Raw genomic sequence first — 13,109 nt, forward strand, 5'->3', positions numbered from 1 at the left:
AGTCAGATCAGGCGTTGGGTCGTCGGGTCGAACAGGCACGCCCGCGCCATGTCGATGCCGAGCGTCACCGTCTCGCCCATAAGCGGCGTGCCGTCGGGGTCGAAACGGCCGGTGATCTCCTTGCCGCCCAGGCGCAGGACGGCCATGGTCTCCGCACCTGTCGGCTCGACCAGTTCGACCACGGCATCGATTTGCGCGATACCCGGCTTGCGGCGCGCAAGATCCGGATCGAAGCGGTAGATGTGCTCCGGCCGGATGCCGAGAATGATTTGTCGCGGCGTATCGGATGGGAGCGCCTGGACGATCGGCAGGCTGGCCGTCTTGCCATCGGCGGCCTGCAACACAACAGTGGCGTGACCGCCTTCCTGGCTCAGTTCCGCGGCCAAAAAATTCATCGCCGGCGAGCCCATGAAGCCGGCGACGAACATGTTGGCCGGACGGTTGTAGATCGTGGCGGGATCGTCGAATTGCTGGACCTCGCCCTGGTGCATCACGGCGATGCGCGACGCCAGCGTCATCGCCTCGACCTGGTCGTGGGTCACGTAAACCGTGGTCTTGCCGACGCGGTGATGCAGCTTCTTGATTTCGGTGCGCATGTCGACGCGCAGCTTGGCATCGAGATTGGAGAGCGGCTCGTCGAACAGGAACAGTTTGGGATCGCGAACCAGCGCCCGGCCCATGGCGACGCGCTGGCGCTGGCCGCCCGAGAGCTGTCCGGGCTTGCGGCCAAGCAGCGGTTCGATCTGAAGGAAAGCGGCAACCCGCTTGACGGCCTCGTCCTGCTGCGGCTTCGGGACGCGGCGGCTTTCCATGCCGAAGGTGATGTTCTCGCGCACCGTCATCGTCGGGTAGAGCGCGTAGGACTGGAACACCATGGCGATGTCGCGGTCCTTCGGCGGCACCGAATTGACCAGCCTTCCGTCGATGCGGATCTCGCCGGAGGTAACAGATTCGAGCCCGGCGATCATCGCCAGCAGAGTGGACTTGCCGCAGCCGGACGGTCCGACCAGCGCGATGAACTCGCCGTTCCGCGCTTCGAGATCGATGCCCTTCAGCACTTCGACCGCGCCGAAGTTCTTGCGCAGCGATCGGATGGTCAATGTCGACATGCGATGCCCTTCTTGGCGGACGGGACGATCGGCGACAGGAGACAGGCTCCGCTCACTGGATCGCGCCTCACTTGACGGCGCCTCACTTGATCGCCCCTTGGGTCAGGCCACGAACGAAATACTTGCCGCCGAAGAGATAGATCAGCAGCGGCGGCAGCGCGCCGATCAGCACGGCGGCGCTCATGACATCGTAGGCGCGCACATTGGTGCCGCTTGCCGTCAGCGCGACGAGCGCTGCCGTGATCGGCTGTTGCTGCCCGGAGGTGAAGACGACGCCGAACAGATATTCGTTCCAGATGCCGGTGAACTGCCAGATCACCGTGACGATCAGGATCGGCGAGGAGAGCGGCAGAATGATCTTGCGGAAGATGCGCCAGAAGCCGGCGCCGTCGATGCGCGCCGCCTTGATCAGGTCGTCGGGGATGCTGACGTAGTAGTTGCGGCAAAACAAAGTGGTGAACGAAATGCCCTGGATAACGTGGATGAGGACGAGCCCGTAGACCGAATTGCTGAGGCCGAGATTGCCGAGGATGAACGCCCACGGCATCAACGAAATCTGGCCCGGAATGAAGACGCCGAGCAGCATGCAGGTGAACAAAGCTTCCGAACCTCTGAAGCGCCATTTCGACAGGATGTAACCGTTCATCGCGCCGACCGCCGTCGAGATGATCGTGGCCGGGATCGTCATCTTCAGGGAGTTGTAGAAGTTGCGCTGCATGCCCTCGCAGGTGCCGCCGATGCAATAGGTGCTCCAGGCCTGGCCCCAGGCATCGAGGCGGAAGCTGCGCGGCAGCGAGATCAACCCGTTGCGCGCGATCTCCTGCTGGTCGCGGAATGAATTCAGCACCACCACCAGCAACGGGACCAGGTAGATCGCCGCGAAGACGACCAGCAGCCCATAGATGGCGAAGCGGGTGAGAAAATGCCGGCGCGACGCGACTGCGGCAGCGCGACGGTCGAGCGACTGGTCCAGGGAGACGTCAGCCATGGCCGGCTTCCTTGCGCCGGCGCCAGACCACCCAGAATGAATAGGGCACCAGCACCACGGCAACAGCGGCAAGCATCATGATGGCGGCGGCCGCACCTTCGCCGATCTGGCCGCGTTGGAACATCAGGTCATAGACGTAGATGGCGGGGAAGGTGGTCGAGATCCCCGGGCCGCCTTTGGTGAGGGCCGCCACGAGGTCGAAGGTCTTGATGGCGAACTGGATCTGGATGACGGCGACCGCCAGGAAGATAGGCGCAATGGTTGGCAGAAGCACCTTGCGATAGATGCGGAACGTCGATGCGCCGTCGATCTGCGCGGCCTTGACGAGGTCGGAATCTACCGAGCGCAGGCCGGCCAGGAACAGCGCCATGGCAAAGCCCGAGGCCTGCCAGACGCCGGTGATGATCACCGCGTAGATCGTATAGTGCCGGTCGCTGGCCAGTGCGAAACTGAAGCTCGTCCAGCCGAAACCGCGCACCATGGCCTGGATGCCGTCGGTCGGATTGTAGAGCCAGCTCCAGACCGTGCCGGTGACGATGAAGGAGACGGCCAGCGGATAGAGGAAGATCGTGCGCCAGGCCGCTTCGCCGCGCACGCGCTGGTCGATCAGGATCGCCAGCAGCAGTCCCACCGCCATCGAGCCGACGATGTAGAAAGCGCTGAAGAAAAACAGGTTGTTGTAGGCGATGTTCCAGCGCCGGTTCGCCCACAGCGACGCGTAGTTGTCCAGGCCGACGAAGCCGTAGGTCGGCAGCAGCGAGGAGTTGGACAGCGAGATATAGAGCGTCCAGCCGGTGAACACGAAGATGTAGACGAAGCTCGCCACGAGAGAGGGGCCGAGCACCAGCAAGGGCATCGCGGAGCCCAGCCGCTCGCGCCAGGGGCGGGCGGGCGCCGGTACCGACAGGATCAGGTCGTGATTTGACATTCAGAGCACGGAGATTGGCAGAGCACAGGACTGGCGGAGCGCGGGACCGGGATGGCGGATGGCCGGGTGCGGATGGCGCCCGGCCATTGCCATCTATTTCTGTGCTTCCGCCGCGTCGGCCATCGCGTTGGCGCCATCCTCCGGCGACATGTCCGGCGTCGCCACGAACTCGGTAATGGAGTCCATGATCGCGCCGCGCATCTTCTGCGGGATGGTCATATTGTGCGCCATCGAGCGGACCAGCGTGCCCTCCTTGATCGAAGCCTGCAGATCCTTCTGCGAGAGCTGCTGGCACGGATTGAAGCCCTTCGACAGATCGATATCCAGGCGTGCGGGGATCGAGCCCTTGGCCTGGTTGAAGACCGTCTGGAAGTCGGGCGACAGGATCAGGCTGGCCAGCAGCTTCTGGCCGTCGATGTAATCCTGGTCCTTCTGCTTGAAGAACACGACCGAGTCCGAGTTGAGGATGAAGCCGGGTTTGCCCCAATCGGTCGGCGCCTGGGCGCAGGCATAGTCGGTGCCTTCCTTGAAGCCGGCGGCGGTCAAAAGGCCGATCGTCCAGTCGCCCATGATGTGGAACGCCGCGTCGCCCTTGCCGACGAGCGCCGACATCGAATCCCAGTCGCGGCCGACCATGCCCGGATCCATGTACCTGCTCGTCATCAGGCGCATCTGCGTGAAGGCCTTGACCATCCCCGGGCTGCGCATGGACTCGACATCGCCTTCGACGAAGGCCTTGCGGTAGAGATCGATGTCCTGGCCGTAGAGCACGACCTCGAACACCGTCGAATCCGTCCAGTCGGCGGTCGAATGCGAGATGCAGATCTTGCCTGTGGCGACGATCTTGTCGCAGGCCGCATTGAACTCGGCCCAGGTCTTCGGCATTTCCGCCACGCCGGCCGCCTGCATGACCTTGGGCGAGGCCCAGAGCCAGTTGATGCGGTGGATGTTCATGGGCGCGGCGACCCATTTGCCGGTCGGCTTCATCACCGGAAGCAATTCCGGCGCCACCACTTTCTCCCACCCTTCCGAGGCCGCCAACTCGTCGAGATCGGCGGTCATGCCGGTCTCGTTCCATTCGGCGATCTCAGGGCCCTTGAGCTGCACGGCAGGCGGGGCATTGCCGGCGATCACGTCGGCGCGCAGCTTGGCCAGCGTATTGGCGGTGTGGCCGGCGATCGAGGTCTGTTCCCATTTGCCGCCCTTGGCGGTGAACATCTCGCCGAGCTTGGCGATCGCCTGGGCGTCCGATCCGGTCGCCCACTGGTGCAAAAGGTTCGTCTTGGGTTCGGCGAAGGCTGCCCCGGCGAAAAATGTGCACGCAGCAGCGGCCGCAAGCGCGGTCATGACGGACTTCATCGTTTCACTCCCATATCGTGTTGCACGGTTCGTCTCGACCGCTTATGGCCGCGGTTTGAAGCCGCCGCCGGCGAGATGCGTCAATCTCGAGTTCTTTCCAAGATGACATATTGGAGCTATCAGTCAACGATGTTTATGTTGAGCCATGACAAAACCTTCGCTTAGAACCTGGCTGATCGACAGACCCTCCGCGTCGCCGGAGAGCATGATCGTGCGCTGCCTGAGCGAGCGCGGCGCACTCTCCGCGTTGCAGATCGCACGCGCCACCGGTCTGGCGCGCTCGACGGTGTCAACCGCGCTTAACGGCTTGAAAAGGTCTGGAATGGTGATCGAAGCCCCGACCAGCCGCGACGGCATCAGAGGCATCGGCAGGCCAGCCGCGGCGGTGACGCTCAATCCGACAGCGGGCACCTGCGTCGGCATTCACCTGGCTCTTCAGCAGATACGGCTCATCGTCGCCGATGTCTCGCATTCCGTCATTGCCGAACAAAATATTCCAATGGCGCTGGACTACCAGCCGCAACAGGCGGCCCAGGCGGTCAAATCGGCGATTGCCCAATCCTACAGGGAAAATGGTCTGCCGATGGCGGGGCTCCTGGGGGTTGGTGTCTCCGTCTCCGGCCCTGTCAGCCGCGATGGAGTGGTGCTGCGCGCAAGCATGGTTCCAACATGGGCCGGCGTCAACATACGAGATGTGTTCGGACCCGTCCTGGAACAGCCGATCTTCGCCGACAATGAGAGCAACTGCGCGGCCATTGCCGAGCTGATGTGGGGTGCGGCCGTCGGCCAGGACGATTTCGTGCTGTTCAAGATCGATCTGGGTGTCGGCGGCGCCATTGTCCAGCATGGCCGGCTGGTGACGGGCGTCGCCGGCGGCGCCGGCGAATTCGGGCACATCAGCATCGATCCCGGCGGCGACCTTTGCCGCTGCGGCAATCGCGGATGCCTGGAGCTCTACGCGAGTTTTACCCGGCCGCTGGAACAGATTTCGCGTGTCGTTGGGCGGCAAGTCACCATGGACGATGTCATCGCCATGGCCGAGCAGGGCGACGTCAGGGCGTTGCGGATGATCGAGGATACCGCCGAGATCGCCGGCCGGGGTCTCGGCCTGATCGGCTCGGTGCTCAATCCGCCGCTTATCATCATCGGCGGCCACATGGCTTTGGCAGGGGACATTCTGTTGACGCCGCTGATCGCGTCCTATGAACGCCATACGCTGATCAAGTCCCGCGATATCGCTCCCGCCCTGCGCACGCGCATCATCGTTGGCAAGCACACCGAGAACGATGCCTTGCTGGGCGCGGTCGGCCTCGTTTTGAGACACCAGACGAAGGAACTGTCGCTGGGGTGATCGTCAGGACCTGCCTGTGCTTGTTCAAGTCAATTGCATGTGCCCGCAGCCTTGAGCGCTTCGGCGCGGGACGATTTGGGCAAATCCGCGATCCGCCGGACAGAAGCGTAAAACCTCGGATAGTCGCCGGAACACAGGTCGAACAAGCGAAGAAAGGCCGGAACCTGTTCACCGTAGACAGAAGTTGCGGCGAGCTTGGCGTTGTTGATCGGGGCAGCGAACCAGGCGTCGTATCCCCGGTATCCCGCCCAGTGCCTGTCGCGCATCCGCCGATAGCGCGCCCGCATCCTCTCGATCGCGGCTGCCTTGGCAGTCGCCATCTGCTCCGGGGTACGGGGACTACCATAGACCTGCCTTAACTCGTCGCGCGTCCTCGCCACCAGTCCGAGAAAATCGGCGCTGCGTTTGCGGTCGGCTTCGTATCGGCGCAATCCGGCCCCGTCGCCGGCGGCGCGCAGCCATTTCCTGACGCCGCTGGTTTCGACGGCAACGGCGAATGCCTCGTTGAATGCGGAATCGCCATCCACATAAAGCCGCTGATGCGCCAGTTCATGAAAAACAAGGCTTGCGAGATAGGTGTCGTCCTGACGCAGCATGGTGCTCAGCAGCGGGTCACTCGACCAGCCAAGCGTGGAATAGGCGGTGACGCCCGAGACATAGACGTCGAGGCCTTGTCTTTGAAGCTCGACAGCGCTTTCAGCCGCGGATTTCCGGGAGAAATAACCCCGGTATGGAACGCAGCCGAAAACCGGAAAGCACCATGTTCGTGGCGCCAGCGAGAATTGCGGCGCGGCAAAAACGGCCCAGGTCACGGCGTCGCGATGGATGTCGACATAGCTGCGGTAGCTGCTGTTCTCGGGCAATGCCAGTTCATCCGTCGCAAACCGTCTTATCGCGCTGGCCGACGCCAATTTCGCGCGCAATGCCTCAGGCGTCGAAGGATCACGGATGAGTTTTCCAATATTTTTGCGGGCGGCCATGATCTGCGCGTGACCCTGCAACGACTGTGCGTAGTAGGAAATGCTCGTGCAGCCGGTCGCCCCGGACGCGATGATCGCCGCGGCAAGCATCCGAAGAACGCGCTTCACTGTTTGCCCACCCTTGCCCATCTCCCTATGCAGCAAACGTCCTGGTCACCCTCAAACAGGAGGCACCGGTTTCCGTCAAGAGCTGCAGGGGCAGGGGGGTGACACCGACCTGGGCAGGGCAAGGCGGCCATTCGCCTAGGATTGACGAAAGCCCACCGCAGGGCGGAGCGGGCGAGATACGGACCGTCCGTCGAGACGCGGTTTCTCCGAAGCTGCCGCGCGCTACTGGTCCGAAAACTTCACGCTCACGCCGCGCTGGCGAAAATAAGCCTGCATCAACTTACGGCCCGAGCGGTTGTTCTGGGCCAATTTGGCCGGATCGAACACCGCCTGTTTTGCGCCCTCTCGTGTCAGCGCAGCCTTGAGCGTCGCGATATGGGCGTCGATGTCGGCATTGTCCGCCCGCAGCGAGGCATAGATACTTTCGGTCGCTTCGGCCACAGTCGGTTCGCTCACAGATGTCGTCCTTTGGTTGGTTGGGCGGCGGCTTTACCACAGATTTGCGGCTCCGACGATATCGACTGAACCGTCAGAGCACAGCGCCCAGGGCGCAAAACCGCAAAACGTATGTATTCGGCCCTGCTAAACATTGCCCGGCAGGCGAATGGGTCTAACTATCGTTAGGAAACGGGGGGAATCACGTGGCTGCCAATCGTCGAAACGACATCTCATCGTCCGAGCGGGGGCTAGGACGGATTCTTGCGGCAGGCAATGCCCATCCGCGCACAGCTCTGCCTACCGTCGCAACCATCGTCACGACGGTAGCTGCGCTGTATTTCGGTCGTGAGGTGTTCCTTCCCATTGCCATCGCGCTGCTTTTGACCTTTGCGCTGGTGCCGATGGTCTCCGCACTGAAGCGTGTCGGCTTGCCTCGGCTGCCCGCCGTGCTTCTGAGCGTCATTGGCGCATTCGCGGCCCTGGGCCTGTTCAGCTTCATTGTTGCGACCCAGGTAAGCGAGCTTGCTCAGAACATTTCCGTCTACCAGACAAACATTCTGACCAAGGTGCGTTCCCTCAAGGAGACGGGGGTTGGTGGCGGCATAATTGCCAGGCTGAGCGGGGTGATCGAGCGTGTCGGTCAGGAGATCGACAAGCAGGATGTGGCGCCGCCTGCGGCCGACAAGCCCCGGCGCGAGCCTGTTCCCGTCGAGATCGTCGCCCGCGAGAGACCTCTGGAGGTATTGCAGAACATCATCGGACCGTTGATCAGCCCGCTGGCATCAGCTGGCCTGATCATCATCGTCGTCATCTTCATGTTGCTTGAGCGCGAGGATCTGCGCGACCGGTTTATCCGCCTCGTCGGCTATGGCGACCTCCATCGCACAACGCAGGCATTGCAGGATGCCGGCAAACGGGTTGGCCGCTATCTGATCATGCAATTGGTGGTCAATATCGTCTACGCGATACCAATCGCAATTGGCCTTTGGGTGCTCGGCATTCCCAACGCGCTGCTGTGGGGGTTGCTGGCACTGGCGCTGCGCTTCGTTCCCTATATCGGCCCTGTTATCGGCATGCTGCTGCCCTTGTTTCTGGCCTTGGCGGTTGCGCCCGGCTGGTCGCTGGTGCTGTGGACCGCCGCACTGTTTGTCGTCATGGAATTGGTAACCGGCAACGTCATCGAACCGTGGCTCTATGGCTCGCGCACGGGACTTTCTCCTTTGGCAATCATCGTTGCGGCAATTTTCTGGACATGGTTGTGGGGGCCGCTCGGCCTGGTCCTTTCGACGCCGCTGACAGTTTGCCTCGTCGTCCTCGGGCGACATGTTCCGCAGTTCGAATTTCTCGACGTCCTGTTTGGCAACGAGCCCGTCCTTGAACCTCACGCCCGGCTCTATCAACGGCTCCTGGCCGGCGATCCCGACGAGGCAACTGACCATGCCGAGGAGATCCTCGAGGAGAAGTACCTGATCGATTTCTACGACACGGTCGCCATTCCTGCTCTCCTGTTGGGCGAGCAGGACCGCATGCGAGGCGTGATGGGCGATCAACAGCGAAGGCAGGTGGCGGCGAGCGCCCAAATTCTTGTGGCAAATCTTGCCGACGATGCACAGGAAGAGGCAAGCGAGGAAGATGCGCCGGCAACCACCGCGGAAGGGAGCGCGAGCAGGGAAACAGATGGCGTCGAAGAGGAAGAGATCGAGCTGCCCGACGGCAAGGACATGTCGGTGCTTTGTGCCGGCCGTCGCGGCGAACTCGACGATGCCGCTGCCGCCATGCTCGCTCAGGTGCTGGAGGTGCAAGGTGCTACGGTGGCGAAGGCCAGTTTTGTCGATATGGAGCCGGCAGGTATTCGTCGTCTCGAACTAGAGGCGATCGACACCGTCGTGGTCGGTTTCCTGAACCGGGATTCGCTCAAGCATGCCCGCTTTCTGGTCCGCAGACTGAAGCGCGCCAAGGCAGGTTTGAGAATTGGGATTGTGTTCTGGTCAGACGCGGAGCAGGGCGATGTCGGGCAAGAAAGGCAAGCTTTGGCCGCCGACATCAGCGCCGATTTCGTAGCCCACGGCATGGTCAACGCTGTGCTTGGCGCACTTTCTCCAGCGCCGGCCGTTCCCCTCAAAGTCGTTTCGAAACGCCGCGATCGACGGCGTCCGGCCCCTCGAAAACGGATCCCGGCCCAGGCAACGGCCGCAACAGCCTAGCCGCACCGCCATGTCTCAGATTGCCGCGCCGGCGCTGGAATGCCTGGTGAGACGGCAAGATCGTCCCCCACTCGCAAGCCATGGAACAATCTCGCGGCCATGCGGTTCCTAACACCGAAGGAGAACCCCATGCTCAGATTCCTTATCCGCCTCGGCGCGATCTACGCGGCGTTCCAGATCGGCCGAGAGTTCGGCCGCAAGGAGACCGAAATCATGCTCCTGCCGCCGCCCGTTGACTACCAGCGGCACCCGAAGTCGAGAAACGAAGCCGAGTTCGGAGAGGCATAGGACTGCTCAATCTGTCCGGTCGATCTGGCCCGTGCTGGCGCCGTCCCTGCGCGGGGCGCATTATCGTGCGAATGGATCGGCCACTTGGCTGTGCCAGGATCGATCCTGGCAACGCAATAATTGAGCCGCTATCTCTGCCGTTCAAACGCGGCACAACGAGGTTGACCGTGCGTCGAGGAATGAGTCTCTCTCAGATCTTGGCGTTGAGCCGATGGAGAAGGCATGATCAGCACGGGCAACGCACGACCCTAAGAAAGTGGAAGGGAAGAAGCACTGGTGCTGTCAATTGCCAGGGAGACCGGCATCACCGAGGATCACGGGCGCGAACTTGTTCGCCTGATCGGCACCGGCCGCAATTCGCTGCTCCGTGAGGCGCGGCAGCTGCTCCGGCAGCGCCTGGTTAGTTTAGACCGAAGGTGCTCAGAGCACGGCTATCCCGTCGCCTTCTGCTGCCCGGCGGTCATCGCTTTGAGAGCCCGAACCACCTCTGCAGGTCCGGCGGGTTTCATCACTCTTACGCCGGACGAGAACGCTTCGGGGGTTTCCTCGAGCCCCAAGCCGGAATAGACGATGAAAGGAACCGCCCGCCCTGCCAAGGTTTTTGCCGCGTCAACAGCCTCGCCGTCCGACAGCCTGACGTCCAGGATCGCTGCGGCGGGGGTATGGTTCGCAAGAAAACGTTTCGCCTGGTAACATGTCGCCGCCAATGCCACGGCAAAGCCCGCCTCCGAAAGAGTGGACTCCATATCCAGTGCTATCAAGGCTTCGTCGTCGACGACAAGGACCAAGGGTTTGCCCATGCGCGGATGATCGCACGTTTGTAGATGGAAGACGAGTCGAGGCTACGTCCCTTTTTAGGGTCCGGTTCCCGTACGCCGCAGGTCGAGATCCCGAGCAATGGGAACCAACTGATCCAAGCCGCATTGTATTTGGTTGGACTGAAAAAGGTGTTTGGGATGCATGAAGCAACACAGGCGAATGTTGTCGCCTTCGAAAACCCGGGAGTGTCCAGCAATGACGGTCTGGATTTCGATTACAAGGATTTCTTCGAAAACGGCGCCGTTGCCCTGCATCTGGTGAACGCAGACGGCTTGATCGTGCATGCCAATCAGGCTGAGCTCGACCTTCTCGGTTATCCTGCGGAGGACTACCTCGGTTGCCACATCGCCGAGTTCTATCCCGACCGGGACGTCATAGAGGACATTTTGGTTCGCCTTGCCAATGGCGAGAAGATCGTAAGATATCCGGCGCGATTGAGGGCCAGCGATGGATCGATCAAGCACGTCGAAGTCACGTCAAGCGGACATTTCCGGGACGGCAAGCTGATCAACACCCGGTGCTTCACGGTCGATGTAACCGACTTGGTACACACCCGCTCGGAGCTCAGGCAGCATGACAGTACCTATCACCAGATACTCGACGGCCTACCCGTCGCCATCTACACGACCGATCAGGATGGGACGATCACCTACTACAACCGCGCCGCGGCCGATCTGGCAGGCAGGGAGCCTGAAATCGGCAAGGATAAATGGTGTGTGACGTTCAAGCTGTTCACTGCCGACGGCAAGGAATTGCCGCACGATGAATGCCCGATGGCCATCGCGCTCAAGGAGAACAGGCCGGTCCGCAATCAGCAAGCTGTTGCGCAGCGTCCCGATGGATCGTTTTTTCCGTTCCTGCCCTACCCGACACCGCTGCGGGACGAGCACGGCGCTCTGATTGGCGCCGTCAACATGCTGCTGGACCTGACGGACCGCCAGCGTGCCGAAGAAACCAGGCAGCACCTGTCAGCGATCGTGGAATCCTCATTTGACGCTATCGTCAGCAAGGATCTCAACACCATCATAAAAAGCTGGAACCACGGCGCCGAACGGCTTTTCGGCTATACCGCCGACGAAGCGATTGGCCGGTCGGTGACCATGCTGATCCCCGAAGACCATCAGGACGAGGAACCCCGCATCCTCCAACGCATTCGCCGCGGCGAGCGCGTCGAACCATTCGAAACGACCCGCCTGCGCAAGGATGGCAGCCTGGTTCCGGTTTCGCTGACGATATCGCCCGTGCGTAACGCAACTGGGCAGATCACCGGCGCATCGAAGATAGCGCGAGACATCACGTCGGCGAAGGAGAATGAATACCGCATCCGCATGCTGATGCGCGAGGTCAACCACCGGGTGAAAAACCAGTATTCTGTCATCCTGTCGATGATCCGGGAGACCAACAAGCGATCGGAGACGCCAAAACAATTTGAAACCCAGGTGCGCGAGCGCATCATGGCGTTGTCACGATCTCACGACCTGCTTGTATCGGCGGATTGGAAGGGTGCCACGATCAGCGACCTCTTGGCGGCCCAGGTCGAGCCTTTCCCGCGGGGGGATGTGATCGAAATGTCGGGCCCATCATTGGTGCTCAGTCCCAACGCAGTTCAGTATCTCGGGATTGCCTTCCACGAACTGGCGACCAACTCGGCCAAATACGGGGTTCTCTCAGGGGACAAGGGCCGGATCTCGGTCACATGGGGCATCACCGGTTCCGGTGCTTCGAGGCTCTTTCACCTCACATGGGTCGAAACCGATGGGCCGCAGGTTCAGACTGTCGGACAAGGTGGCTTTGGAACCGTTGTGCTGAAGAGGGTTGCGCCCGCAGCGGTCAGTGGGCAGGGAAATCTCGAACACGGTGCGCATGGCATAACATGGAGCTTGGAAGCGCCTTTGGCTTCCGTGGCAGCTTCTGCCGTCCATGAAGCTTAGAAGCACGAAGCAGCCCTGCGACGAGCATTGGTCAATTGGAAGCCCTTGATGCGGCCTTTGCCGAGCGAAAACCCCGTTTCCGCTGAGGATCGCCCGTGTTCCGGGGGATTCGGCCACAGGCAGTGAAACGGCGTCTTTCTCCCCACTTCGCTCCAGAACCGGATGGCCGCCGCTGTGGCAATCATCAAGCAGCGGATAGGCGCACGCCACCGGCCTCGCAGCTCGCACTTCAGGGGGGTTACCCCTGCTTGACGTCGCTAACCGGGTCCTGAAGACGGGCTGAGACAGTGAACTCAGCGCGGTTCGGGAGGCCAGATCTGGGGGATCGAGTAAGCAGGCTGCGAGGCAGTCTTCGACAAGTGGCGAAAACGTGGCATGGATGTGACAGAGCGCCGAAAAATTAAGATGCTCTCAACAATATTGCGAGGTAATGCTCAACTCTAGGTTTCTTCTCAAGTATGTGTCTGAGTCGAGGAGAATGGATGTGCACATTAGCCATCCATGATATAGGGCGGGGGAGGCTGCATGTCGGAATTGCTCGGTGGCGAGGCGGCCCAGTTGCTGTCCCGGTCCCGCGACGGCGCTGGTCAGTCTTGCTTCGGCGTA

11 protein-coding genes are annotated in these 13,109 nt (G+C 61.6%); 4 read left to right on the forward strand and 7 right to left on the reverse strand.

Annotated features, from left to right (window positions below):
- Positions 1–2 precede the first annotated feature (2 nt).
- From NKH22_RS18480 to NKH22_RS18495, 4 genes are all read right to left on the reverse strand, one after another.
- Entirely contained in the window at positions 3–1,109 is a 1,107-nt protein-coding gene (locus NKH22_RS18480; protein ID WP_023691879.1) for an ABC transporter ATP-binding protein, read from the reverse strand.
- 82 nt (positions 1,110–1,191) lie between these two features.
- Positions 1,192–2,097, reverse strand: coding sequence for a carbohydrate ABC transporter permease (locus NKH22_RS18485; RefSeq protein ID WP_023671100.1), 906 nt, complete (start codon positions 2,095–2,097; stop codon positions 1,192–1,194).
- Positions 2,090–3,025 (reverse strand): carbohydrate ABC transporter permease, encoded by a 936-nt coding sequence (locus tag NKH22_RS18490; RefSeq protein ID WP_352910404.1) that lies wholly within the window; start codon positions 3,023–3,025, stop codon positions 2,090–2,092. Before NKH22_RS18490 ends, NKH22_RS18485 begins: the two co-directional genes overlap by 8 nt.
- A 93-nt stretch (positions 3,026–3,118) precedes the next feature.
- A complete protein-coding gene (locus NKH22_RS18495; protein WP_352910407.1) occupies positions 3,119–4,384 on the reverse strand; it encodes an ABC transporter substrate-binding protein in 1,266 nt (421 codons plus the stop codon).
- A gap of 145 nt (positions 4,385–4,529) precedes the next feature.
- Here NKH22_RS18495 and NKH22_RS18500 point away from each other — a divergent pair, with 145 nt between their 5' ends.
- Positions 4,530–5,735 (forward strand): ROK family transcriptional regulator, encoded by a 1,206-nt coding sequence (locus tag NKH22_RS18500; protein ID WP_023707591.1) that lies wholly within the window; start codon positions 4,530–4,532, stop codon positions 5,733–5,735.
- Between the two features lie 29 nt (positions 5,736–5,764).
- On the opposite strand, the gene NKH22_RS18505 is transcribed toward NKH22_RS18500, so the two are convergent.
- Together NKH22_RS18505 and NKH22_RS18510 are read right to left on the reverse strand one after the other, a co-directional pair.
- Positions 5,765–6,805, reverse strand: a complete 1,041-nt coding sequence (locus NKH22_RS18505; protein ID WP_502908578.1) for an aminopeptidase — start codon at positions 6,803–6,805, stop codon at positions 5,765–5,767.
- A 240-nt stretch (positions 6,806–7,045) separates the two neighbouring features.
- Complete coding sequence (locus NKH22_RS18510; RefSeq protein ID WP_023686482.1) at positions 7,046–7,279, reverse strand: hypothetical protein; 234 nt, start codon at positions 7,277–7,279, stop codon at positions 7,046–7,048.
- A gap of 185 nt (positions 7,280–7,464) precedes the next feature.
- Here NKH22_RS18510 and NKH22_RS18515 point away from each other — a divergent pair, with 185 nt between their 5' ends.
- Positions 7,465–9,465 carry an AI-2E family transporter gene (locus tag NKH22_RS18515; protein WP_352910412.1) on the forward strand — a complete coding sequence of 667 codons (2,001 nt, stop codon included), beginning with the start codon at positions 7,465–7,467 and terminating at the stop codon, positions 9,463–9,465.
- Between the two features lie 129 nt (positions 9,466–9,594).
- A complete protein-coding gene (locus tag NKH22_RS18520) occupies positions 9,595–9,753 on the forward strand; it encodes a hypothetical protein (RefSeq protein WP_352910414.1) in 159 nt (52 codons plus the stop codon).
- 431 nt (positions 9,754–10,184) lie between these two features.
- Here NKH22_RS18520 and NKH22_RS18525 read toward each other — a convergent pair whose 3' ends face one another.
- Positions 10,185–10,553: a response regulator gene (locus NKH22_RS18525; RefSeq protein WP_352910415.1), complete on the reverse strand. Its 369-nt coding sequence runs from the start codon at positions 10,551–10,553 to the stop codon at positions 10,185–10,187.
- Between the two features lie 24 nt (positions 10,554–10,577).
- On the opposite strand from NKH22_RS18525, the gene NKH22_RS18530 reads away from it, so the two are divergent.
- The gene (locus NKH22_RS18530; RefSeq protein ID WP_352910417.1) at positions 10,578–12,503 is read left to right on the forward strand and encodes a PAS domain S-box protein; all 1,926 of its coding nucleotides are present in this window, start codon (positions 10,578–10,580) and stop codon (positions 12,501–12,503) included.
- Positions 12,504–13,109: the final 606 nt, after the last annotated feature.

It is taken from the genome of Mesorhizobium sp. M1252 (assembly GCF_040318265.1).
GTDB lineage: Bacteria > Pseudomonadota > Alphaproteobacteria > Rhizobiales > Rhizobiaceae > Mesorhizobium.